Source organism: Marinovum algicola (genome assembly GCF_900109145.1).
Lineage (GTDB): Bacteria > Pseudomonadota > Alphaproteobacteria > Rhodobacterales > Rhodobacteraceae > Marinovum > Marinovum algicola.
Genome location: NZ_FNYY01000016.1, coordinates 38,743 through 61,462 on the forward strand (window position 1 = coordinate 38,743; position 22,720 = coordinate 61,462).

19 protein-coding genes are annotated in these 22,720 nt (G+C 66.0%); 13 read left to right on the top strand and 6 right to left on the bottom strand.

Features of this window, described 5'->3' with window-relative positions:
* Positions 1-60: 60 nt before the first annotated feature.
* The 3 genes from BMW90_RS18705 to BMW90_RS18715 all read right to left on the bottom strand — a co-directional run bounded on the left by BMW90_RS18705 (position 61) and on the right by BMW90_RS18715 (position 4,449).
* The gene (locus tag BMW90_RS18705) at positions 61-2,658 is read right to left on the bottom strand and encodes a hypothetical protein (protein ID WP_048535655.1); all 2,598 of its coding nucleotides are present in this window, start codon (positions 2,656-2,658) and stop codon (positions 61-63) included.
* Positions 2,659-2,771: 113 nt separating this feature from the next.
* Positions 2,772-3,281, bottom strand: a complete 510-nt coding sequence (locus BMW90_RS18710) for a hypothetical protein (protein WP_074837971.1) — start codon at positions 3,279-3,281, stop codon at positions 2,772-2,774.
* 556 nt (positions 3,282-3,837) lie between these two features.
* On the bottom strand, positions 3,838-4,449 hold the full coding sequence (locus BMW90_RS18715; RefSeq protein ID WP_074837973.1) for a response regulator transcription factor: 612 nt from the start codon (positions 4,447-4,449) through the stop codon (positions 3,838-3,840).
* Between the two features lie 295 nt (positions 4,450-4,744).
* Here BMW90_RS18715 and BMW90_RS18720 point away from each other — a divergent pair, with 295 nt between their 5' ends.
* Both BMW90_RS18720 and BMW90_RS18725 read left to right on the top strand, forming a co-directional pair.
* Complete coding sequence (locus BMW90_RS18720) at positions 4,745-5,269, top strand: putative pterin-binding protein (protein WP_244526547.1); 525 nt, start codon at positions 4,745-4,747, stop codon at positions 5,267-5,269.
* 30 nt (positions 5,270-5,299) lie between these two features.
* Positions 5,300-7,894, top strand: a complete 2,595-nt coding sequence (locus BMW90_RS18725) for a hybrid sensor histidine kinase/response regulator (RefSeq protein ID WP_074837974.1) — start codon at positions 5,300-5,302, stop codon at positions 7,892-7,894.
* A 13-nt stretch (positions 7,895-7,907) separates the two neighbouring features.
* Here BMW90_RS18725 and BMW90_RS18730 read toward each other — a convergent pair whose 3' ends face one another.
* Positions 7,908-8,534: a lytic transglycosylase domain-containing protein gene (locus tag BMW90_RS18730; protein ID WP_244526548.1), complete on the bottom strand. Its 627-nt coding sequence runs from the start codon at positions 8,532-8,534 to the stop codon at positions 7,908-7,910.
* Between the two features lie 409 nt (positions 8,535-8,943).
* Between BMW90_RS18730 and thiC the strand changes: the two genes are divergently transcribed.
* The 6 genes from thiC to BMW90_RS18760 are packed head-to-tail and all read left to right on the top strand — an operon-like array spanning position 8,944 to position 14,198.
* Positions 8,944-10,740, top strand: coding sequence for a phosphomethylpyrimidine synthase ThiC (gene thiC / locus BMW90_RS18735; protein ID WP_048535648.1), 1,797 nt, complete (start codon positions 8,944-8,946; stop codon positions 10,738-10,740).
* The gene (locus tag BMW90_RS18740; RefSeq protein WP_074837977.1) at positions 10,737-11,711 is read left to right on the top strand and encodes an FAD-dependent oxidoreductase; all 975 of its coding nucleotides are present in this window, start codon (positions 10,737-10,739) and stop codon (positions 11,709-11,711) included. Before thiC ends, BMW90_RS18740 begins: the two co-directional genes overlap by 4 nt.
* Entirely contained in the window at positions 11,680-11,877 is a 198-nt protein-coding gene (gene thiS, locus BMW90_RS18745) for a sulfur carrier protein ThiS (RefSeq protein ID WP_048535645.1), read from the top strand. Before BMW90_RS18740 ends, thiS begins: the two co-directional genes overlap by 32 nt.
* A 1-nt stretch (position 11,878) precedes the next feature.
* The gene (locus tag BMW90_RS18750; protein WP_074837979.1) at positions 11,879-12,646 is read left to right on the top strand and encodes a thiazole synthase; all 768 of its coding nucleotides are present in this window, start codon (positions 11,879-11,881) and stop codon (positions 12,644-12,646) included.
* Positions 12,646-13,236 (top strand): thiamine phosphate synthase, encoded by a 591-nt coding sequence (locus BMW90_RS18755; protein WP_074837981.1) that lies wholly within the window; start codon positions 12,646-12,648, stop codon positions 13,234-13,236. The genes BMW90_RS18750 and BMW90_RS18755 overlap by 1 nt, the downstream gene beginning before the upstream one ends.
* The gene (locus BMW90_RS18760) at positions 13,233-14,198 is read left to right on the top strand and encodes a HesA/MoeB/ThiF family protein (protein WP_074837983.1); all 966 of its coding nucleotides are present in this window, start codon (positions 13,233-13,235) and stop codon (positions 14,196-14,198) included. Before BMW90_RS18755 ends, BMW90_RS18760 begins: the two co-directional genes overlap by 4 nt.
* Before the next feature lie 27 nt (positions 14,199-14,225).
* Here the strand turns inward: BMW90_RS18760 and BMW90_RS18765 are convergent, their stop codons facing one another.
* Positions 14,226-16,175: a sensor histidine kinase gene (locus tag BMW90_RS18765; RefSeq protein ID WP_048535639.1), complete on the bottom strand. Its 1,950-nt coding sequence runs from the start codon at positions 16,173-16,175 to the stop codon at positions 14,226-14,228.
* Between the two features lie 52 nt (positions 16,176-16,227).
* Positions 16,228-17,247 carry a replication initiation protein gene (locus BMW90_RS18770; RefSeq protein WP_048535638.1) on the bottom strand — a complete coding sequence of 340 codons (1,020 nt, stop codon included), beginning with the start codon at positions 17,245-17,247 and terminating at the stop codon, positions 16,228-16,230.
* A 625-nt stretch (positions 17,248-17,872) separates the two neighbouring features.
* On the opposite strand from BMW90_RS18770, the gene BMW90_RS18775 reads away from it, so the two are divergent.
* The 5 genes from BMW90_RS18775 to BMW90_RS18795 all read left to right on the top strand — a co-directional run bounded on the left by BMW90_RS18775 (position 17,873) and on the right by BMW90_RS18795 (position 22,562).
* Positions 17,873-19,075, top strand: a complete 1,203-nt coding sequence (locus BMW90_RS18775) for an AAA family ATPase (RefSeq protein ID WP_074837985.1) — start codon at positions 17,873-17,875, stop codon at positions 19,073-19,075.
* Complete coding sequence (locus BMW90_RS18780; protein WP_074837987.1) at positions 19,072-20,064, top strand: ParB/RepB/Spo0J family partition protein; 993 nt, start codon at positions 19,072-19,074, stop codon at positions 20,062-20,064. The genes BMW90_RS18775 and BMW90_RS18780 overlap by 4 nt, the downstream gene beginning before the upstream one ends.
* Before the next feature lie 277 nt (positions 20,065-20,341).
* Positions 20,342-21,046 (top strand): ABC transporter permease, encoded by a 705-nt coding sequence (locus BMW90_RS18785; protein ID WP_048535635.1) that lies wholly within the window; start codon positions 20,342-20,344, stop codon positions 21,044-21,046.
* Positions 21,043-21,756: an ATP-binding cassette domain-containing protein gene (locus BMW90_RS18790; RefSeq protein WP_074837989.1), complete on the top strand. Its 714-nt coding sequence runs from the start codon at positions 21,043-21,045 to the stop codon at positions 21,754-21,756. Before BMW90_RS18785 ends, BMW90_RS18790 begins: the two co-directional genes overlap by 4 nt.
* The gene (locus BMW90_RS18795) at positions 21,753-22,562 is read left to right on the top strand and encodes an ABC transporter substrate-binding protein (RefSeq protein WP_074837990.1); all 810 of its coding nucleotides are present in this window, start codon (positions 21,753-21,755) and stop codon (positions 22,560-22,562) included. The genes BMW90_RS18790 and BMW90_RS18795 overlap by 4 nt, the downstream gene beginning before the upstream one ends.
* The last annotated feature ends 158 nt before the right edge of the window (positions 22,563-22,720 follow it).

Here is a 22,720-nt window from a genome sequence, read left to right on the forward strand (position 1 = left end):
GGGAAAGGAGGGGGGTCCACCCGGCCCCGGGGAGGGCTGGGCCGGGTGGACCGGGGGTCGTTACTCGGAGACCTTCACGGTGAACTCGAGCCGGGCAAAGTCACCGGGCAGAACCGTGTTGTGGAAGCTGTCCGCAGTGGTGCCGGTGATGGTCACCGAGGATGCGGGCTCGGCCGGATAGACCGAGTAGGTGCAGGCGCCGCCGCAGGTGTGGATCGTCGAGTAGGCCGGGGCCACGTCGCGGATACGCACGTTTCCTGCATTGGTCGTGCCGGTGTTCTCGGCTTCGATCTGGTAGCGGATGCACTGGCCCGGCTCGACGTCGAGACGGTTCTTGGTGAAGGTGCCAGGCGCACCGGTGCAGAGCGGATCGATGTACTGCATCTTGGTCAGCGTCACGTCACCCGAGACGATCACCACCTTGTCGTTCACCGCGTTGTCGGCAGTGTCGACATCGGTATCGGCGCCCGCGTTCAGCGTGTTCGCCAGGGCGATGGTGCCGATTTCGGACAGGCCGGGGGTGGCGCTCGACGGGGTCTGCACCCGGTAGATCAGCGAGATCTGGTCGCCTGCGGCAAGCCCGTTGGTGCCCGCTGCAACACCGTCAACCAGGTCGTCGAAGTTGTCGACGATGACCTCGGTCGCATCGATCACGCCGTTCTGGTTGGCGTCCCAGTAGATCGCGCCGGAGAAGTCGGTCAGACCGCTCTGGGAGATCGCACCTTCGGTGATCGCGACGTTCGAGTTGTTGGTCACGGTGTGCACCATGTCGACGATGCCGCCGGGGGCTGCCTGGGCTTCCTGATCGGCCTCGATGGCCACGTCGACAACCTTGTTGATGGTCAGCTGGTTGACGATGCGGTCGGATTGGCCGGTGACGGCCGACGACACCAGGATGTCGATCGGGTTGTCGCTCGGCGGATAGCCTTCGGTCGGCGTGATGACGACGTTGAAGTCCTTGCTGCCGCCCGCCGGGATGGTGCCGGTGTTGGAGACAACGGTTCCGTCAAGCGTCTGGAACTCCACGGTCCAGCCCGCCGGAATGGCCTGCGCCAGTTCCAGGTTGAAGCTGTCCGAGGTGGTGCCGCCGTTTTCGACATTCATCGGGAAGGACACCGCCACACCGGGATCGGTGGTCTGGGTCACCCAGGGCAGGCCGCCATTGGTCGGCGCCGCGCCGTCACCTTCGGATCCCGCGACCTTGTTCTCGAGGTCGATGGCCGAGGCCAGAACCGCACCGGTGTATTCCGCGGTCGAGCTGTCGAAGGTGCCGCTGTTTTCCGAGGTCGCCACCACATTGGCGGTGTACTCGGTGGTCGGAACCGGGGTCACATCGGTCGGCAGGGTCGCCAGCAGGGTCACCTTGACCGCGTCACCCGAAACCAGCGGGCCGACGGTGCCGACGATCGGCGTCGCGCCGTCTTCCGCGACCATGCGGAAGGTGGTGCCGGCCGGGAAGTCGACGTTGTTGACGTCAAGCGTGTAGCTGTCGGTCACGTTCGAGGTATTCGAGATCACGAATTCGAACGGGATCGTCGCGCCCTGATAGACATCGGCATTGTCGGTCACCACGTCATTGGCGGCGGCGTCGGTGTCGGTGGCCGAGGCGACGGTGCCGTCACGGGTGCCGTCCAGGTTGATCTTGGTGTCGTCGATTTCCAGGCTGAACTGCTCGTCCACGGTCACCGAGGCGGTGTTCGAGTCCGGGAAGGCCGCGCCGTCGACGGTCTGGGTGGCGGTGTTGGGGATGATGCCGGCCGGGGCACCGTCGGCGATGGTGGCCTTGAAGGTCACGCTGCCGGAGCGGCCCGAGGGCACTTCGGACAGGATGAACTGCAAGGTCTGGGCGTTGTCGTAGGACCAGGCGATGGTCTGGCCGCCGCCGTTGGTCTGGTCGGTGGCATTGGCCGCGTTGGCTTCGCCCAGGGGCCCGGTCGCATCCGACCAGGTGGCCGAGTTCGCCACATAGTTCAGGCGGCCGTCGAGGATGTCGCGGACCACGTAGTTGTTGGCCGAGACCAGGCCGGTCGACGAATAGGTCAGCGTGATGGTGACTTCATCGCCGGAGTCGACAATCGCGTTGTTGCCGGTGCCCGAGGCGGGATCGACGGTCATCGACTTGACGACTTCGACAATCGCGCCGTTCGAGATGGTCAGCGTGTCGACATTGGCGTCGGTGACGGTGTTGTCGAGCGCCGAAACGGCGAGGACGTCAATGTTGTCGGTGCCGGTCTGGGTCGAGGAGGCCGAGGCCTCGATGATAAAGCCGTATTGCTCACCGGGCGCCAGCACCGGGGTGCTGGTGATCGGCGTGGCGCTGTCGGCGACACCGTCCATGTTGGCATCCGGGTAGAACACCAGGGTGGTGTCCAGGGCGCCCGAGTCCTGCTCGGTCGCGGTCAGCGCGAAGCTGTCGGGGCCGTTGCCGTCGTTGGTCACGATGTGCGGCAGAAAGGCCTTGCCGCCCGGGGCGATGGCTTCCGAATTGTCGGAGATCATCGTCAGGCCGGCGACCTGCTGGACGACGGTCTCGACCTTGTTCGACGTGACCGTGATGGTATCGCCGGAGCTGTTGGTATAGGTGGCAACCGCCTGGTTGCCGATGACCGAACCGGCCTCTGGTGCGGCAGCATAGGCTGCGGCCCCGAAAACCGACATGAGAGCGACAGCACTACAGCCGCGTTTGAAGTGCGCTTGAGTATTCACTTGTATTCACCATTGAACATATTGAGTTGACGGGGCTCCACCCCCGGGGACGAGGACCGGAGGGATCAGTTGACGACCACCCGGTAGGAGTTCAGGGCCTCGTCGCCGGCGGCGAGCGAGGTGCCGAGCGTCCAGCGGACGGCTTCGACGATGTCTTCGGGAACCGGTTCCATGCGCACGGTTCCGTCGTCTTCAATGATCTTGCGCAGCGCCGGCAGGGTCGACCATTCGAGGCCGGGCAGCTCGGGGTCCATTTCGGCCTGGATCTCGAAGGTGGCGTCATGCGAGCTCTGCTCGGTGCCCAGCTTCAGGGTCACGCCCTCGGGCACCGGACCGACGATGACCAGGTCGGCCATGGCGTCATCGCTGAGGTTCTCGTGCTGGATCGCGAAATGGATGGTCTCGCCGGGCTTGACGCTCTCGCGCTCGACGAGCTGCTCGAGGCCGGCCTCATCGCTTTCGACGATGAACAGTTCGAAATTGGCGCGCAGCTCCTCGGCCTGAAGGGCCAGGGCCGATGTGGCGAGCATCGCCACTCCCAGACCTGCGCGGGTGATGGTCGTTACGAGGCACATAGTTAAAGTCTCCTGCTGTCAGGCGGGCCGGCGGGCCGGCATCGCTTGTCGGGTTGATCGGCCCACCTCGGAGATGAGGCGAACTACAGCGACTTTTTCGCGTGAATGGCCTGCTGCTCACATCCCCGAGACCGGATAGGAGAGGGCACCGGTTGGCGGATCCCGCACTGCCAAAGCGCGCCGCGCGTCCGGTTGGACGGCAGGCTCTGCACCATGGGCGGGTCGCCCTGTCCGAAGGGATAGGCGGTTTTGCCGCCCGGCGGGCGCCTCGGCCCGGGAAATCCGGTCAAAGCGCAGGCTCCGGGCCGGCGGCTGCTGGGGATTCGCTATCAGAGGCGGCGGTCAAGCTCTTGTCGGCAAAGGGCGAATCGGTCGGGCGACCGTATCGGAGCGACGCCGCGAAGGATCAGCGCCGCCAGCAAAGGGCACGCCGCCTATACCGCCGGAGAGGCCCGCCAAGACGAAAGAAGCCGCCCGAAGGCGGCTTCTTTCTGCAAGGAGATGCGGTCTGGGATGTTCTCCGGCTCGGTTTGAGCCCGGCGCGCGCGGGGTGGGATCAGACGAAGCCGGCTTCCTTGGCGATCAGCGCCGCATGGGTCCGGTTGCGGGCGTTCAGCTTGCGGCTGAGGGTCTTGACGTGCAGCTTGACCGTGACCTCCTGAAGATCGAGATCGCGGGCGATGGCCTTGTTCGACTGCGCCTTGGTCAGCCCGATAAACACCTGCTTTTCCCGGTCGGTCAGCAATTCGTCGAAGGCATGCGCCGGATCGTCTTCCTTCTGCGCCATGAAGCTCACCGGGGCAAAGGTCTCGCCGGCGGCCATGAAGCGCACCGCGTTGCGCAGCGACCGCGCCGCCATGGTCTTGGGCAGGAACCCCGCCGCCCCGGCCTCGAGCGCCTCTTCGGCGACGGTGCGCGAGGCGGTGCCGGAGAGAATGCCCACCGGGTTGCGGCCATTGACCTCGATGGTTTCGGACAGGCCGTCGAGCCCGTTCATTCCGGGCATGTCGAAATCCAGCAGGACCAGATCGAACGGTCCTTTCTGCCGGATCAGCGACAGCGCCCCGCCCAGGTCGTCGGCGGTGTGTACCTGGATGCCATCACCTTCGAGGAAGGCCGCAATGGTGTCGCGCACCAATTCATGATCGTCTGCTATCAGAACATGCATTCTGTCTTGTTCCTATCTCGGCGACCCTTCGGCCACTTGTTACCCATTTCGCTCATTCCGCGCAAGTCTATGGAATAGTTCTGCCTTAGAGTGAACGCATTCTACAATCCGTATGTATGCTCTAGCGGCGGCGCTTACGGTCGATCAACCCTAATGTGCGACACCAATACCACTGACACTCGGCGACTATACCAAAGGTTATAACGAGCATCCTAATACGCCAATGCAGTATGCGATCAGGACGGATTAATATGGCTCGTACAAACCCTGCACTTTAAAGAGTAAGGACCCCGCGATGACCTTGACCCTCAGGCCCCCTTCGACCATGGCCGCGATGCTTTTGCTGACACTGGCCTTTTTTGCCACCACCGCCCTGTCCGAAACGTTGAAGGCACCGGAGGGCGAGGTCATCCTGACGGTCACCGGCAACGTGCATGTCACCAATGCGATGGACAAGGCGGAGTTCGATCTCGAGATGCTCGAGGCGCTGCCGGCCACCGAATTCACCACCTCGACGATCTGGACCGCCGGCGAACAGACCTATACCGGTGTCGAGCTGAAGACCTTTCTCGACAGCCTGGAGGCCACCGGTACAATGATCGATGCCACCGCGATCAACGATTATTCGGTCGAAATCCCGATCAGCGACGCGGTCGAAGGCGGGCCGATCCTGGCCTACAAGAGCGATGGCGCCTATATGTCCCGCCGCGACAAGGGCCCGATCTGGCTGATCTATCCCTATGATCAGAACGCCGACTACCGGTCCGAAACGATCTACAGCCGGAGCATCTGGCAGCTTGACCGGCTCAACGTCAAGTAATTCAGAAGTTAAGACAAAAGGGCGGACCGCATGGCGATCGGCGCAAATATTTCGCACGACAACAGCCTGCGATTTCGCAGGCTTCGCCTTGTGGTGCTGGTCATTGTCCTGGGCGGCCTGGCCACCGCCGGGCTGATCGCGGTCGAGCTTGGCGGCAAGATCCGCGAGCTCAGGCAGGTGCCGCGCGACAATATCCAGTGGAATACCGCGCAGCTCGAGGTGGATTTCCTCAAGCTGCGCACGGCGCTTGACGCCGCCATCGAAGATCCCGCCACGCTCGACGAGCTGCGCAAGCAATTCGACATCTTCTACAGCCGGGTGAAGACGCTCGAAGGCTCGACCCAGACGCTGAACCTCGCGGACAACCCCGAGCTGCGGACGCATCGGCACGACCTCGAGCATTTCCTGATGATGACGGTGCCGCTGATCGATTCCTCCGATGCCGTTCTGATCGATGCGCTGCCGCAGATCGATAGCTGGATCGAGGAGCTCGTCGCGACCCCGCGGCTGTTCGCGCTGGGGGCGGTCCAGGTCATGGCCAGCCTGTCGGACCAGCAGCGGACCGAGATCGTCGAGCTGTTGCGCCGCCTGGCGCTGGTTGCTCTCGGGGTGTTCGGCGCGCTGATCCTGACCCTGGCGACGATGACCTGGCAGCGGCTCGAACTGTCGCGCCGCGCGGCCGCGATCTCCCGCGCCGGGCGGATGCGGGAATCGACGCTGCGCGCCTCGCTCGACGCCATCGTGGTGATCGATGATCAGGGGCTGATCACCGATTTCAACGGCTCGGCGGAAAAGATCTTCGGCTTTCGCAAGGACGAGATCATCGGCCGCAAGCTGTCCGAAACCATCGTGCCGCCGGCCTTCCGCGAGGCCCATGCCGAGGGATTTGTGCGCTACACCTCCTCCGACACCTCCAACATCGTCGATCAGGGCCGGCTCGAGCTGATCGCCATGCACCGCGACGGCCACGAATTTCCGATCGAAGTGTCGATCTCGGAAACCGCGGGCGAGACCGGGCCGGCCTTTGTCTCTTATATCCGCGACATCACCGAGGAAAAGCGCGCCAAGGCCGAGTTGCAGCAGGCCCGCGACGACGCGCTCACCGCCTTCCGCGAGAAATCGCATTTCTTCGCGGTGATGAGCCACGAGATGCGCACCCCGCTCAACGGCATCATGTCGGCGCTCGACCTGATGACCGACGATCCTTTGACCGACAAGCAGAAACGCTATGTCACGATTGCCGAATCCTCCAGCCAGGTGTTGCTGGGCCATATCAACGACGTGCTGCTGATCGAACGGCTCGATTCCGGCGAAAGGACCGCCCCGCTCGCGCCCTTCCGTCCGGTCGCACTGGTCGACGCCGTGGCCGACAGCATGCGGCCGGTGGCCGGGCAGCAGAACACCACCGTGGTGACCGAGCACAGCGGCCCCGACGCCTGTGTCCTGGGCCAGTCGCGGGCGCTGCAACAGGTGGTGATGAACCTGCTGAGCAATGCCGTCAAATTCACCCCCAGCGGCAAGGTGACGATCCGCACCGCCACCCGCGCGGCCGGCAATGACGAGGTCGAGCTTGCCATCGCGGTGGCCGACACCGGCATCGGCATCTCCGAGGAGGATCAGGCGCGGATCTTCGAGGATTTCGTCACCATCGATTCCCCGTACGAGCGGACGGCCACCGGCACCGGCCTCGGGCTGGGCATTGTCCGCCGCCTGGTGCAGCAGATGCAGGGCGAGGTGACCTGCGAGAGCGTGCACGACGAAGGCACCACCTTTCATGTCACCCTCACCCTGCCCCGCGCCGAGGACGAGGACCGGCCCGCCGCCGCCTCCGGCCCCGCCCGCGACACCGCCGAGATCGCCCCGCTCGATGTGCTGGTGGTCGAGGACAACCCGATCAATGCCGAGGTGCTCGAGGCGATGCTGCTGCGCGAGGGTCACAAGGTCTCGCATGCCAGCGACGGCTTCGAAGGCGTCCATGTGGCCAGCCGCACGCATTTCGACCTGATCCTGATGGATGTCAGCATGCCGAACATGAACGGCATCAAGGCCACTCAGGAAATCCGCGCCTCGCGCGGGCTGTCCAAGAATTCGCCGATCTATGCCGTCACCGCCCACGCCATGCCGAACGAGGTCAAGGAGTTTCTCGCCGCCGGGATGGCGGGCTGCGTGCTCAAGCCGATCCGGCCCGACGCGCTGCGCAAGGTGCTGCACGAGGTCGCGCGCGACCAGGAACACGGCCAGGTGACGGCCCAACCCCATGCCCCGGAGGAAACCGACATGACAAACGCCATGCTGATCGATCTCGACAGCCTCGAAGACATCGCCGCGCTGCTGGGCCAGGAGCGGTTCGACGCCAAGCTCGACAGCTTTGCGACCGAAGCCGAAGACGTGTTGCGCCAGATCGATGCCGCCGCCGCCGCCGGCGACCTGCCGGCGCTGCAATCCGACGCCCATCGTCTTGCCGGCTCTTGCGGGGTCTTTGGTGCAGTGGCGCTGCACCGCGAACTTCAGGCGATCGAGGCGCGCTGCAAGGCCGATGACAAAACGGCCGCCCTCGACATGGCGGCCGGTCTCCCGCAAACTTGGGAGGCGACGCGCCGGGCGCTCAACACGGCGCGGGTCTGAGCCCTGCCCCCGGTCACTGACCGAGGATGCGTTTGACGTAGTTGCGGGTCTCGCGGAACGGCGGCACGCCACCGTATTTGCGCACCGCCCCCGGCCCGGCATTATAAGCCGCCAGCGCCAGCCGCCAGTCGCCGAAGCGGTCATATTGCGCGCGCAGGTACTTGGCCCCGCCGCGCAGGTTCTGCACCGGATCATGCGGATTGACCTTCAGCTCGCGCGCCGTGCCCGGCATCAGCTGCGTCAGCCCGATGGCGCCGACATGCGACCGCGCCTTGCTGTTCCAGCCCGATTCCTGCTGGATCAGCGCCAGAAAGAGCTCTTCGGGAATGCGAAAGGCCGAAGCCTGGCGCTTGGCCTCGTCCAGATAGGCCCCGACATGTTTGCCTCGCGGCCTGACCTTGATCCGGGCCAGTTGCAGGCTGCCGGCGGTGGCAATCACCGCCGAGGCGCCCACCGGCGGCGGCGCGGGCGCCACATCGCTGCGGGTCGACGTCACGCCGACACGTCGGTCGATCACCGCCGATTGTGCCTGCAAGATCTCCATCCGGCTGGCGCCTGCGGCGCTGAACAGCGCATCCGCCAGCATCGGGGTCGGGCAGGCCAAGAGAACGAGGGGTAGCAGTCGCCTTGTCACAAACACGTCACTCACTCCTAAAGTTGATTACCAAAGAAGCAGTAGCGGTTTCCCGGCGAGATTTCGGCGACCCGGATGTCGAGCGCAGGGCGCAAAAGGTTAGCCGCCCCAAGGCTTTCGAGAGCGCGCGGCACCGCACCGGACGACACAGGCCAAGGAATGGGTTGCACGGCGGCGCCGGCATGCCTATACGTCAACCCACGCAGGGGAGTCCCGCCGAGGGGACTGAGAGGCAGACAGGGCTTTGGCCCGGTGACGCGACCCTTTGAACCTGACCCAGTTGACACTGGCGTAGGAAGCTGAGGGCGCATCATGGGGGGTTCCCCCGGCTCCCTGACAAGTCGGCCCCGCGCCGCCGCCTCCTCTCCCGGATCATCTGGTGTCTTTTTGAGACTTGAGCTTGAGGAGCGCCACAATGAACGTGCCAAACCCCACCATCACCACCGGCCCCCTGCCCGCATCGCGCAAGATCCACGTGCCGGGCGTGCTGCACCCCGAGATCCGCGTGCCGATGCGCGAGATCTCGGTGCATCCCACGGCCGGCGAGCCGCCGCTGCCGGTCTATGACAGCTCCGGCCCCTATACCGACCCCGACGCGCAGATCGACATTGCCAAGGGCCTGGCGCCGCTGCGCCGCGCCTGGATCGAGGCGCGCGGCGATGTCGAGGAATACGACGGCCGCGAGGTCAAGCCCGAAGACAACGGCTTTGTGCAGGGTGACCGGCTGACGCCGGAGTTCCCGGTGCGCCCGCGCCCGCTGCGCGGCAAGGGCGCCGTCACCCAGCTGGCCTATGCCCGCGCCGGCATCGTCACGCCCGAGATGGAATTCGTCGCCATCCGCGAGAACCAGCTGCGCGAGGCGGTGGGAGAGCGCGACGGCGAGGATTGGGGCGCCAACCTGCCCGACCACGTGACGCCCGAATTCGTGCGGGACGAGATCGCCGCCGGCCGCGCCATCATCCCGGTCAACATCAACCACCCGGAAAGCGAACCGATGATCATCGGCCGCAACTTCCTGGTCAAGATCAACGCCAACATGGGCACCTCGGCCGTGACCTCCTCGATGGAAGAGGAAGTCGACAAGCTGGTCTGGTCGATCCGCTGGGGCGCCGACACGGTGATGGACCTCTCGACCGGCCGCAACATCCACAACACCCGCGAATGGATCATCCGCAACAGCCCGGTCCCGATCGGCACGGTGCCGATCTATCAGGCGCTGGAAAAGGTCAACGGCATCGCCGAAGACCTGACCTGGGAGGTGTTCCGCGACACGCTGATCGAACAGGCCGAACAGGGCGTCGATTACTTCACCATCCACGCCGGCGTGCGGCTGCACATGGTCCCGATGACCGCCAAACGCGTCACCGGCATCGTCTCGCGCGGGGGCTCGATCATGGCGAAATGGTGCCTGCACCACCACAAGGAGAGCTTCCTCTACGAGCATTTCGACGAGATCTGCGACATCTGCCGCCAGTACGACGTCAGCTTTTCGCTGGGCGACGGTCTGCGCCCCGGCTCGATCGCAGATGCCAATGACGAGGCGCAGTTTGCCGAGCTGGAGACCCTGGGCGAGCTGACCAAGATCGCCTGGGCCAAGGACTGCCAGGTGATGATCGAAGGCCCCGGCCACGTCGCCATGCACAAGATCAAGGAGAACATGGACAAGCAGCTCGAGTGCTGCCACGAGGCGCCGTTCTATACCCTCGGGCCGCTCACCACGGATATCGCGCCGGGCTATGACCACATCACCAGCGGCATTGGTGCCGCGATGATCGGCTGGTTCGGCTGCGCCATGCTCTGTTATGTCACGCCCAAGGAACACCTTGGCCTGCCCGACCGCGACGACGTGAAAACCGGGGTGATCACCTACAAGATCGCCGCCCATGCCGCCGATCTGGCCAAGGGCATGCCCGGCGCGCAGCGGCGTGACGATGCGCTGTCGCGCGCCCGCTTCGAGTTCCGCTGGGAAGACCAGTTCAACCTGGCGCTCGACCCGGAGACCGCGCGGGATTTCCACGACCAGACCCTGCCGAAAGAGGCGCACAAGGTGGCGCATTTCTGCTCGATGTGCGGGCCCAAGTTCTGCTCGATGCGGATCAGCCACGACATCCGCGCCGAAGCGCAGAAAGAGGGCATGGAAGCGATGGCCGCCAAGTTCCGCGAGGGCGGCGAGCTGTATGTGCCCGCGAAAAAGGCGGAACCGGCGGAATGACCACGCTCCGCATTGCCGGGGCGGGGCTCGCGGGCCTCGTCTGCGGCTATGAGCTGGCGCGCCGGGGGGCGCGGGTGGTGCTCTATGAGCGCGCGCCCACCCTCGGCACCGCCAGCGTGGCGCGCTTTGCCGGCGGCATGCTGGCGCCCTGGTGCGAGGCCGCCACGGCCGAGCCCGAGGTGGTGACCCTGGGCCGGGGCGCCGCCGATTGGTGGGCGCAGGTGACAGAGGTGACGCGGCGCGGCACGCTGGTGCTGGCACCGCCGCGCGACCGGGCCGAGATCTCGCGGTTCGCCCGGCGGACCGAGGCGCATCGGCCGGTGGATGACGCGGCGATCACCGCGCTCGAGCCCGACCTTGCCGGGCGCTTCTCGCAGGGGCTGCATTTCGCGCAGGAGGCGCATCTCGACCCTTCCCGGGCGCTGCAAGATCTGGCGCGGGGGATCGCGGCCCATGGCGGCGAGATCCGCCATGGCACCGACGCCCCCCGGCGGATCGACATCGATTGCACCGGCATGGCGGCCCCCCTGCCCGATCTGCGCCCGGTGCGCGGCGAGATGGCGGTGCTGCATTGCCCCGAGGTGTCGATCACCCGCACCCTGCGGCTGTTGCACCCGCGCATCCCGCTCTATCTCGTGCCGCGCGGCGGCGGCACCTATATGATCGGCGCCACCATGGTCGAGAGCTCGTCGGACCGGCCCGCCACCCTGCGCGCGCTGACAGAGCTGTTTTCCGCCGCCTTTGCCCTGCATCCCGGCTTCGCCGAGGCGGCGGTGATCCGCAGCGGCGCCGGGCTGCGCCCGGCTTTCCCCGACAACCTGCCGCGCCTGACCTGTCAGGAGGGCATCTGGCACCTCAACGGCCTTTATCGCCACGGCTTCCTGCTGGCCCCCGCCATGGCGCAACGGCTGGCCGACACACTGATCCCGGAGACTGGACATGAAGATACTGGTGAACGCAGAACCGCGTGAGGTCTCGGGCCTCACCCTGTCCGAGGCGCTGGCCGAGCTGGGCTTTGACAGCCCCGCCGTCGCCACCGCGCTGAACGGCGATTTCGTGCCGCGCGACAGCCGCGCCGCGACCGCCTTGCAACACGGCGACCGGCTGGAAGTGCTGGCCCCGATGCAGGGAGGCTGAAATGCGGATCTACGGAGAGACAATCGCCTCGCGGCTGCTGCTCGGCACCGCGCAATACCCCTCGCCCGCCGTGTTGCAGGACGTGATCCGCGCCAGCGGCACCGGCCTTGTCACCGTCTCGCTGCGTCGCGAAACTGCCGATGGCGCCGGCGAGGGCTTTTGGCGCACCCTGCGCGAGACCGGTGCCCGCATCCTGCCCAACACCGCCGGCTGCCACACCGTCAAGGAAGCGGTGACCACCGCCCATATGGCGCGCGAGGTCTTTGCCACCGACTGGCTCAAGCTCGAGGTGATCGGCCATGCCGATACCCTGCAACCGGATGTCTTTGCCCTGGTCGAGGCAGCGCGGATCCTCACCTCGGAGGGGTTCAAGGTGTTTCCCTATACCACCGATGATCTGGTGGTCGGCGAACGGCTGCTTGATGCCGGCTGCGAGCTGCTGATGCCCTGGGGCGCGCCGATCGGCTCGGGCCAGGGGCTGCGCAATCCCGATGCCCTGCGCGCCATGCGGGCGCATTTCCCCGGTGTTCCGCTGGTCGTCGACGCCGGCATCGGCCGGCCCTCCGACGCGGCGCAGGCGATGGAGCTGGGCATGGATGCGGTGCTCCTGAACACCGCCGTGGCCCAGGCCGGCGACCCCGCCGGGATGGCACGCGCCATGGCGCTGGCCGTCGAGGCCGGGCGCGCGGGCTTTGACGCCGACCCGATGGACCGCCGCGACCTGGCGGTGCCCTCGACCCCGGTGCTCGGCCTGGCGGAGCTGGCGTGATGCAGCGGTTCTATCTGATCGTGGGCCATGTCGCCCGGCTGGAACTCTTGGTGCCGCAGGGGGTGAAGCTGGTGCAGCTGCGCATCAAGGACCAGCCCGAGGCCGAGGTGCGGCGCCAGATCGCCCGCGCCCGCGATATCTGTGCCGTGCAGGGCGCGCAGCTGGTGGTCAACGATTTCTGGCAGGCGGCGCTCGATCTGAACTGTTCCTTCGTGCATCTCGGGCAGGAGGACATGGAGACCGCCGATTTCGCCGCCCTGCGCCGCGCCGGGGTGCGCTTTGGCCTGTCGACCCATGACGACGCGGAACTGGAGCGTGCCCTCTCGCTCGATCCGGCCTATGTGGCGCTTGGCCCGGTCTATCCGACATTGCTGAAAAAGATGAAATGGGCGCCGCAGGGCCTTGACCGGGTGACCGCCTGGAAACGCCGTACCGGCCAGGTGCCGCTGGTGGCCATCGGCGGGCTGACGCCCGAGCGCGCGCCCGGGGTTCTGGCGGCCGGCGCCGACAGCCTCGCGGTGGTGACCGATGTGCAGCAGGCCGAAGACCCCGAGGCGCGGGTGCGCGACTGGCTGAAGGTCTGCCAATGAGCCGCTATGCCCGCCAGGAGATCCTGCCCGAGGTCGGCGCCGCCGGCCAGGAGCGGCTGCGCCAGGCGCATGTCGTTGTGATCGGCGCCGGCGGGCTGGGCTGTCCGGTGCTGCAATATCTCGCCGGTGCCGGTGTCGGGCGGATCACGCTCTTTGATCCCGACCATGTCGAGGAAAGCAACCTGCACCGCCAGCCGCTCTACCGCATGGCGGACCTTGGCCGCCCCAAGGCGGAGGCCGCCGCCGAAGCCTTGCGCGGCTTCAACCCCGAGGTACGGCTGCGCGCCCATGTGGCGCCGCTGGGGCCCGGCCTTGCCCCCGGTCTGGTGCAGGCGGCCGATCTGGTGATCGATGCCGCCGACAGTTTCGCGGTGTCTTACATCTTGTCCGACGCCTGCCTCGCCGCCGGCACGCCGCTGATCTCGGCCAGCGCGCTGGGCCAGTCGGGTTATGCCGGTGGATTCTGCGGTGGCGCGCCGTCGCTGCGCGCGGTTTTTCCCGATCTGCCAACCTCGGGCGCCACCTGCGCCACCGCCGGCGTCCTCGGCCCGGCGGTCGGCATGATCGGCAGCTTGCAGGCGCAGCTGGCCTTGCAGCTTCTGCTCGGCACCGGCGCGCCGCTGGGCCGGGTGGTCTCGGTCGATCTGGCCACGATGCGCTTTGGCGGTTTCACCTTCCTCGGCAGCCCCGAACCGGCGCGCCCCTGGCCCTTTCTGGCGCCCGCGATGCTGCGCCCGGACGATCTGGTGATCGAGCTGCGCGACGCCGCCGAAGCCCCCTGCCCGATCACGCCAGAGGCGCTGCGGCTGCCCATGGAAGAGGTTCCCGGGCTGACCCCCGCCCCCGGGCAACGGCTGGTCCTGTGCTGCGCCTCGGGGCTGCGCGCCTGGCGCGCGGGCTTGACGTTGCAGGCGCAAGGCATTGAAAATATGTCGATTATCGCCGCGAAGGCCTGCGCGTGACGGGGAAATTGCCCATGGGCAATTTTGTCATTCCGCCGCCATCTCCTCTTCGGCCGCCGGCAGCCAGACGGTAAACTCGGCGCCGCCGGCCTTGCGGTTGCGCACCGAGATCAGCCCGCCGGCGCGCTGGATCAACGTCTGCGAGATCGACAGGCCAAGGCCGGTGCCCTCGCCCCGTTTGGTGGTGAAAAACGGATCGAAAACCGCGCTCAGCATCGCGTCGGGCACCCCGGGGCCGCTGTCGCGCACCTTGAGCGCGGTGCCGCGGCGGCCGTTGCGGCGCGCTTCGGTCAGGAGAAGCGCGAGCCGGCCGCCCTGGCCCATGGCCTGCACCGCGTTGATGATCAGGTTGACGACCACCTGCTGCATCTCGCCGGGGGCAATGCGCACCGGCGGCACGTCGTCCAGCCGGGTTTCGACACGGACACCGGCCTTGTCGATCACATGCTCCACCAGAACCAGGCAATCGCCGAGCACCGGGGCAAGATCGACCTGGCCGCCCATTTCCTCGATCTCGCCGGGGGCGGCGAATTTCAGCAGCTTGCCGACAATCGCCTGAATGCGCCCGACCTGGGCGTCGATCAGGTTGAGCTCGGTCGCGACCGGGGCGGCGCGCTCCTGCAAGGCCTCGCGCATCACGTCGAGATTGCCCTGGATCACCGCCACCGGATTGTTGATCTCATGCGCCACGCCGGCGGTGATCTCGCCGATCGAGGCCAGCTTTTCGCTCATCACCAACTGCCGGTAGGTTTCTTCCAGCTTGGCGTTGGCCGCACGCAGCTCGGCGGTGCGTTCCTCGACGCGGGTGTTCAGCTCATCGGCCCAGGCGCGCAGCTTGCGGTCGCGGTCCTGCACCTGGTCGAGCAGATCGTCGAGATGGCCGGCGACGGCGGCAATCTCGTCGCGCCGCTTCATCCGCCCGATCCGCGCCGAAAGGTCGCCGCGTCCGACCCGGGCCATGGTCTGTGTCATCCGCTCCAGCGGCGCAAAGATTCCGCCGGCCATCCAGAGAAACACCGGCGCCGAGAGCACCAGAACCGCAAAGAACGCCGCCAGCATCCACAGGAAGGCCTGCCGCTTGGCGGCGGTGAACGGCGCCTCGAGAAAGCCGACATAGAGCATGCCCACACGGTCGCCGAAACTGTCGGTCAGCGGCATATACGCCGAAATATACCAGTCGTTGACCACGAAGGCGCGGTCGAGCCAGGTCTTGCCCTGGCCCAGAACCTGGCCGCGCACCGCCGCCGAGACCCGGGTGCCAAGCGCGCGCACATCCTCGAACAGCCGCACGTTGGTGCTGACCCGCACGTCATCAAGGAACAGTGTCGCCGTGCCCTGCCGTTCGCCGCCGGTGACGGCGTTGAGATAGACCAGCGCGTTGATCGAATCGATGAAATCCAGGTTGCGGTTCAACAGGATGCCCCCCACCAGCACGCCGTCATGTCCGGGCAGGCGCACCGGGCTGGCGGAATGCACCACCATGCCGCGATCCTCGACCTCGCGGTCGGTGGGCACCGCGGCCTCGGTCTCGATCAGCGGGATGCGGGCCTGTGCGGCCAGCGGCGCCGGCAGCGCCCCGGCGGGAAAGATATCGATCCGGGTGTCGGGGCGGCTGAGCCCGGCGGCGATCACCGGCCAGCGGTCGGCCTGCGCGCCGGCGGCCTCGGCCGGCAGGTAATACAGGAAATCGAGGCCCAGTTCGGCCTGCTTTTGCCGGAAATACGCCGCCGGATCGCCCTCGGCCAGCACTTCGGCGAATTCGACCGAGCCGGCCAGCCCGTGCAGCTCTTCGCCGGTGCCGGTCATCAGCCGGTTGAGATATTGCTCGGCAATCCGCAGGTCGCTTTCGACATTGGCGATCAGCACCTTGTCGTAATCCGCTGTCCAGCGGGTCATGCCGAGCAGCAGGAGCAGCGGCATCAGCAGGATCAGGGGGGCAAGCGCCAGGATCAGCAGGCGCAGGCGAACCGATTGCATCAAGAGACCCTCCCGCCGGCCAGACTATCGGCGGCCGACGGGGCGCGCAAACTCAGATCGGGTTTTTCTCCGCATAGGTCCGAAAGAACGCCAGAAACGCCCGGTCGGGATCGCGTGCGGGCTCTCTGCCCCGGCTCCAGTCGCGCCATTCGCCCTCGACGTGATAGATGTCATACCCCGGGTGGCGCAGCCGCGCAGTCTCGTAGGTTTCGCTGCGCAGGGCGGTGCCGCGGCTTTCCAGCCAGGCCGGCCGCGGCCGGGGTTCCGGCACCAGCCGCTCTTCGGTGCCGGCCATCCGCGCCTTGCGGCCCACCTTGGAAAAGCTCAGCTCGCGTTCCGCCTGGGCCGAGGTGCCGCTGTCCTTGCGCCACCAGCGCAGCTCGACATGGGTCACCCGCCGGCCGGTCTTGACCGGCTCGATCTCGACCACGTAGTCGCTCAGCGCATTGACCTCGGCCATCGCCGGCTCGATCGCCCGCAGCTTGAGGTTCGACCAGGAGGTGAGCTTGCCCTTCGCGACGCCGAGAATGCCGCGCAGATCCTCGAGGCTGAAGCGTTCCGACGAGCGATAGCGCAGATTGCCGCGTTTCTGGATCATCTCGTAAAGCGTCAGCGCATATTTCGACGACAGCGCGAACATCACCTCGCGTTGCAGGCGGGCAAAGACGGTGCTGTCCTTGATGATCCGCCGCAGCCGCTGCGGGATCTCGTATTCCAGCAGCCCGTCGCGCCGCGTGGTCTCGATATTGCCACCCAGAAGCTGCACCCGCTCGATCGCCTCTTCGCCGTCACGGGTGACGCGGACCTTGACGATCGAGGACATCAGCCGCTCGATGCTCTCGCCGACCCGGTCGTTGGAATTGTGCGAACCGCGCAAATCGGCCTTGGCGATCACATGGGTCACCGGCTTGTCGATGGCATCCCAAGCGTTTTCCAGCAGCTGGTTGTAGATCCGGCGGTCCGCCAGCGTCAGCGGGGTGACCTCGACAAGGTCGACCAGCTCGCCGGGTTTGACGAGGCTTTCGGCGTTTGGCCGCGCCTCGATGGTGCGATAAGGTTTGCCTGTGGCCACGTGCGTTACCTGACTGCTCTTACTTTTGTAGGCCTTTGGGCGTAAGATATCAAAAGCCGACGCCCCCGTCCATCACCCGAAAGGTAAGCTTTCGCGCCGGGGATTCGCGCCACCCGATTCGCAATGCCCTGCCCCGCAAGGCTTTTTTCAACGGTTTTTTTGCCCCTGTGGCGCGCACCCGAAAGGTAAGTTTTCCGCCCTGCCCGATCCGTAAGCCCCGCCGCCCCGATGCGTAAGGACAAACACCCCGAAGCGTAAGCCATGCCGCCCCGGGACGTAAGAATTGGGCGGAATTCCCGTGGTTTGGCAATGCGTTGGATGACGCGAACAAGGAATCCTTGAATCCAGAACAAGAGGGTTTTTTAAATTTGGATTTTTGGGGGTTTTGCCTGCCGCCCGGACACCGTTTGAAGCCGCGACCCGGCCAAGCTTACTTTTCGGGTGCCGCACGGTGCGAAAAAGCCCCGAGGTTCGGAAATTGGGGGCCTCTCCGGTGTTTTCGCGGCATTGGCGGGCAATCGCGCAACTTCCGCTATTTTCGGCATCCGCTGCCGGATTTCGCACTTGAGACGGCTGGCCACAGGGTCCATGATTCGCGTCAAACCATCCCCCTGAGAGGTAGGACATGGAGCAGTCAGCCCTTCCCCCGGTGTCCCTGCGCGAGCTCGACCAGCTTGCCGGGCGCGCCTCCACCGTCATCTCGCGCCTGCGCGACCGCCTGTATGCCCCCGGCACCGAAAAGCGGCTCGAGCTGCAATTCAACGTGCGCCGCGCCGCCGAGATGGTCGGACGCAGCGAAAAGGCGATCCGCGACGCCGAGGCCGACGGCCGCCTGCCGGCGCCGGAGAAAGACCCCGAGACCGGGCGGCGCACCGGCTACAGCCTGACCGATGTGAACCGCATGCGCCAGCTTTTCGGCACCTTGCCGCATCGGGCGCCCGACGATCCGGCGATGGTGCTGGCGGTTCAGAACTTCAAGGGCGGTGTCGGCAAATCGACCACCGTCTGTCACCTGGCGCAATATCTCGCGCTCAAGGGCTATCGCGTCTGCGTCATCGATTGCGACAGCCAGGCTTCGACCACCTCGGTTTTCGGGTTGAACCCCGACGTCGATGTGGATGAAGACGAGGACACGCTTTACCCGTTCTTTCGCCATGGCGGCCCGCCCGATCTGAGCTATGCGCTGCGCGCCACCTATTGGCCGAACATCGCGCTGATCCCCGCCAATTTGGGCCTCTATGACGCCGAATATGAATTCGCCGCCCGCATGGCGCGCGAGAAATCCTTTGTGCTCGACCGGCTGCGTCACGGTATCGAGACCATCAAGGACCGCTTTGATGTCATCCTGCTTGATCCGCCGCCGGCGCTTGGCATGCTTTCGCTGTCTGTGCTGCGCGCGGCCGAGGCGCTGGTGATCCCGGCGCCGCCCAACAACATCGATTTCGGCTCTACCGCGCATTTCCTCAAGATGCTCGGCGCCACGCTCAATGAGCTGGCCGAGGCCGGAGGCGCGCGGGATTATGCATTTGTTAAAATTCTTGCGACCAAGATGAATGACACCAAATCGGCGCATGTCGCCATCAAGCGGATGATGGATGCGGTCTTTCCCATGGATATGCTTCTCTCTGTGCAGAAGGACAGTGCCGAGATCGACAACGCGACGGCCAATCTCTCGACGGTCTACGAGCTGACCGGCGCCGCCACCCGCACCGAGACCCACAAGCGCTGCCGCGCTTATCTCGATGCGGTGGGCCGCGAGATCGAGATTCTGATCCGCAAGACCTGGCCGAGCCATCACGCGCAGCTGCGCAAGGAAGGACTGCTATGACCCGCAAGCATGATGCCATTTTCGACGATGTTCTCAGCGGCTTTGACGCCCCCGACCCGGCCGAAGAAGACCGGGCCGGCGCGCGATTTCTCAAACGCACCACCACGATCTCCGAGCGGCTTTCGGGCGAGCTCGAGGAGAAGACCCTGCGCTGGGTCGACCCCGCCCGCTGCCGCATGTGGGACCGGCACAATCGCGAATATGCGCTGCTCAACGAAGACAATTGCCGCGACCTGATCGATGGCATTCGCTCGCAGGGGCGGCAGGAATTTCCCGCCATCGTGCGCACCTCTGACGATCCGGATTACGACTTCGAGGTGATCTGTGGCGCCCGGCGGCATTTCGCGGTGAGCTGGCTTCGGGCCAACAATTACACCCAGTTCAAATATCTCGTCGAGCTGCGTGACCTGTCGGATGAAGAGGCCTTTCGTCTTGCCGATATCGAGAACCGCGACCGCGAGGACATCTCGGATTACGAGCGGGCGATCGATTATGCCGATGCCGTGGAGCGCTATTACGGCGGCAAGCAGAAGGCGATGGCCGAGCGGCTCGAGGTGTCGCAACCCTGGCTGTCGCGTTACCTGCAACTGGCGAAACTGCCCGAAGAGATCGTCGCCGCCTTTGCCTCGGTGCGCGACATCCGCGAGCGCAACGCCCGCGAGCTGAAGCCGCTTCTGGGGGAGGCCGTGGTCGCCGAACGCGTGCTCGATGCCGCCCGGACCATCGCCCGCGAGCAGGCCCAGGCGCGGCGCGGCAGCGGGGCCTTTGTCGATGGGGCGGCGGTCATGCGGCGGCTGGTCAACGCCGGCAAGCCGGCCGCCCCGAAGCCGCCGCGCGCGGGCAAGATCTATCGGCGCTCATCTGGCGAGGCCGGCATCGAAGTCCGTCGCAAGGGGCGCAAGGTTCTGGTGGAATTCGAGGATTCGCTGTCGCGCCCGCAGCTTGTGGCGGCTTTTGACGCCTACTTGAAAGATCGCTTCTCGCACTGACCCGGAAAATTGCCCATGGGCAATTTTTGCACGGTGAGGCCCCGGCGCGAGGCCGGGGCGCGCCGGCCCCCGTCCCGGCCTCGCGCCGGGACCCCGTGGCTCGCACGGCACAATTGCCCATGGGCAATTTTTTGCAGCCGGACAATTTGACCGGGTTTTGTCGGGCGAGCGACCTCGTTGCGGCCAGTCTGACCCAATCGCTGATCCGTCGTCGAAACCGGCTGGCATCCCTCTGCGGGGAATGCCAGTTTGCCCGAAACGGGAGGGACATCCGGGGATGGTGGATATCTGGAGCGGTCTGGTGCAGGCGGCCTGGCTGGTGGGGACGCTTGATGCGGAACTGCTGGAAATCGCCTTGCGCTCGCTCAAGGTCACGCTCTCGGCGCTGGTTATTGCCAGCCTGATCGCCCTGCCCCTGGCGGCCTTGCTCGCGGTGCGCCGCTTCAGGTTTCGCCGCACGGTGATTGCGGTGCTGAATGCGTTGATGGGGCTGCCGCCGGTGGTTGTGGGCCTGGTGGTCTATGTGCTGCTGTCGCGCTCGGGCCCGCTTGGCGTGCTGGGGCTTCTGTTCACGCCGACGGCCATGGTGATCGCCCAGGTCGTCATAATCGTGCCGCTGATTGCCTCGATCGCGCATCAGTCGATCCGCGATCTCTGGCAGGAATACCACGATCTGCTGATCTCGATGAACGTCACCCAGGGACAGAAGATCCGCACCCTGCTGTGGGACAGCCGCCGAGCGCTGCTGACCGCCGCGCTGGCGGGGTTTGGCCGTGGCATCGGCGAGGTGGGCGCGATCATGATCGTCGGCGGCAATATCGATCATGCCACGCGGGTGCTGACCACCGCGATTGCGCTCGAGACCGGGAAAGGCAACTTCGCGCTGGCGCTGGCCTTGGGGTTCGTGCTGATCGCCTTGGCGATTGCGGTCAATCTCGCGATCCATGCGCTCAGCCGGACCGAGCGGGAGGGGCGCTGGTGAGCGACTTGTTTCCGGTCAGGCTCGAGGCGGCCCGAGCCACGCGGCGCGGCAGGACGCTGGTCGGCCCGGTCGATCTCGAACTCGACGGCGCCGGGACAACCGTGGTGATCGGCCCCAACGGCGCCGGCAAGACGACCTTTCTGCGTATGTTGCACGGCACGGCGCGGCTGGGGGGCGGGCGGATTCGCTGGAATTGCACCACCGAAGAGGCGCGGCATCACCAGTGTTTCGTGTTTCAGCAGCCGGTGATGCTGCGGCGCACGGTGATGCAGAACCTGATCTACCCGCTGCGCATGCGCGGCATGTCGCGCGGCGAGGCCGAAGACCGCGCGCGGCGCTGGGCCGCGCGGGTGGGGCTGGGCTCGATGCTGACCCGACAGGCGCCGGTGCTATCCGGCGGCGAGCGGCAGAAGCTGGCGCTGGCGCGGGCGATGATCACCGAGCCGAAGCTGCTGTTTCTCGACGAGCCCTGCGCCTCGCTCGATGGCCGGGCGATGCGCGAGATCGAGGAGATCCTGCAAGAGGCCCGGGCCGGTGGCATGCGGCTGATCCTCTCGACCCACGATATGGGCCAGGCGCGGCGACTGGCCGACGAGGTGCTGTTTCTGCTGCATGGCTGGCTGCACGACCGGGGCGCCGGACCGGAATTTTTCACCCAGCCCGCCACGCCTCAGGCGCGGGCCTTTCTGAACGGAGATATTGTCGAATGAAACATCTGATCCTGTCGCTGGCGCTGATCGCGTGTTCCGGCGCCGCCCTGGCCGCCGAGACGATGAAAATGGCCGTTACCACGTCGTTCCATAATTCCGGGCTGGCGGATGTGTTGCTGCCGCGGATCGCGGCGGACCTCGATCTCGAGGTGCAGCTGCTGGTGGTTGGCACGGGGCAGGCGATCCGGCTGGGCGAGGCGGGTGACGTCGATGCCATCCTGGTGCATTCGCGCGGCGCCGAAGAGACATTTGTCGCGGCAAGGAACGGCACCCACCGGCGCGAGATCATGTACAACGATTTTGTCTTCATCGGGCCCGAGAGCGACCCCGCCGATATCGCCGGTGCGCCGAGCGCCACCGAAGCGCTGCAACGCATTGCCGCGGCCGAGGCGCCGTTTGTCTCGCGCGGGGATGACAGCGGCACCCACAAGAAGGAGCTGAGCCTCTGGGACGACGCCGGGCAGGATCCGGCGACGCTGCACGATTGGTACAAACCCGTGGGCGCCGGCATGGGTGCGGCGCTGAACACCGCCGCCGGCATGGGCGCCTATATCATGTCGGATCGGGCGAGCTGGCTGAATTTCGGCAACAAGGGCGATCTGGCGCTGCTGTTTTCCGGCGATGCGGTGCTGTTCAACCAATATGCCTATCTTCCGGTGAACCCGGAGAAACATGGCCATGTGAAACATGACCTGGCAATGAAGCTGGAAGACTGGCTGGTGTCCGACACCGCAAAAACGCTGATCGATGGCTACACCATCGACGGCGAGACGCTCTTTGTCTTCAACGCCAAGGCGGCGGACTAGGCGCACCCGAAAGGTAAGCTTTCGCAACTGTGGTGCAAGCTTATCGGACATTTTCGGGGAGGGCAGGGCAGGGCGGTTTCCTGCCCGGTGTGCCCTGACAAGCGCCGCCCGGCGGCATTGCCGTGCGGCCGCGCCGCGGCCGCCACGAAAGACTACGC

Excerpts from the sequence above, each read along its gene's own strand:
- BMW90_RS18705 (WP_048535655.1), bottom strand. The coding sequence starts at position 2,658 with ATGTCGGTTTTCGGGGCCGCAGCCTATGCTGCCGCACCAGAGGCCGGT.
- BMW90_RS18710 (WP_074837971.1), bottom strand. The coding sequence starts at position 3,281 with ATGTGCCTCGTAACGACCATCACCCGCGCAGGTCTGGGAGTGGCGATG.
- BMW90_RS18715 (WP_074837973.1), bottom strand. The coding sequence starts at position 4,449 with ATGCATGTTCTGATAGCAGACGATCATGAATTGGTGCGCGACACCATT.
- BMW90_RS18720 (WP_244526547.1), top strand. The coding sequence starts at position 4,745 with ATGACCTTGACCCTCAGGCCCCCTTCGACCATGGCCGCGATGCTTTTG.
- BMW90_RS18725 (WP_074837974.1), top strand. The coding sequence starts at position 5,300 with ATGGCGATCGGCGCAAATATTTCGCACGACAACAGCCTGCGATTTCGC.
- thiC (WP_048535648.1), top strand. The coding sequence starts at position 8,944 with ATGAACGTGCCAAACCCCACCATCACCACCGGCCCCCTGCCCGCATCG.
- BMW90_RS18740 (WP_074837977.1), top strand. The coding sequence starts at position 10,737 with ATGACCACGCTCCGCATTGCCGGGGCGGGGCTCGCGGGCCTCGTCTGC.
- thiS (WP_048535645.1), top strand. The coding sequence starts at position 11,680 with ATGAAGATACTGGTGAACGCAGAACCGCGTGAGGTCTCGGGCCTCACC.
- BMW90_RS18750 (WP_074837979.1), top strand. The coding sequence starts at position 11,879 with ATGCGGATCTACGGAGAGACAATCGCCTCGCGGCTGCTGCTCGGCACC.
- BMW90_RS18755 (WP_074837981.1), top strand. The coding sequence starts at position 12,646 with ATGCAGCGGTTCTATCTGATCGTGGGCCATGTCGCCCGGCTGGAACTC.
- BMW90_RS18760 (WP_074837983.1), top strand. The coding sequence starts at position 13,233 with ATGAGCCGCTATGCCCGCCAGGAGATCCTGCCCGAGGTCGGCGCCGCC.
- BMW90_RS18765 (WP_048535639.1), bottom strand. The coding sequence starts at position 16,175 with ATGCAATCGGTTCGCCTGCGCCTGCTGATCCTGGCGCTTGCCCCCCTG.
- BMW90_RS18775 (WP_074837985.1), top strand. The coding sequence starts at position 17,873 with ATGGAGCAGTCAGCCCTTCCCCCGGTGTCCCTGCGCGAGCTCGACCAG.
- BMW90_RS18780 (WP_074837987.1), top strand. The coding sequence starts at position 19,072 with ATGACCCGCAAGCATGATGCCATTTTCGACGATGTTCTCAGCGGCTTT.
- BMW90_RS18785 (WP_048535635.1), top strand. The coding sequence starts at position 20,342 with ATGGTGGATATCTGGAGCGGTCTGGTGCAGGCGGCCTGGCTGGTGGGG.
- BMW90_RS18795 (WP_074837990.1), top strand. The coding sequence starts at position 21,753 with ATGAAACATCTGATCCTGTCGCTGGCGCTGATCGCGTGTTCCGGCGCC.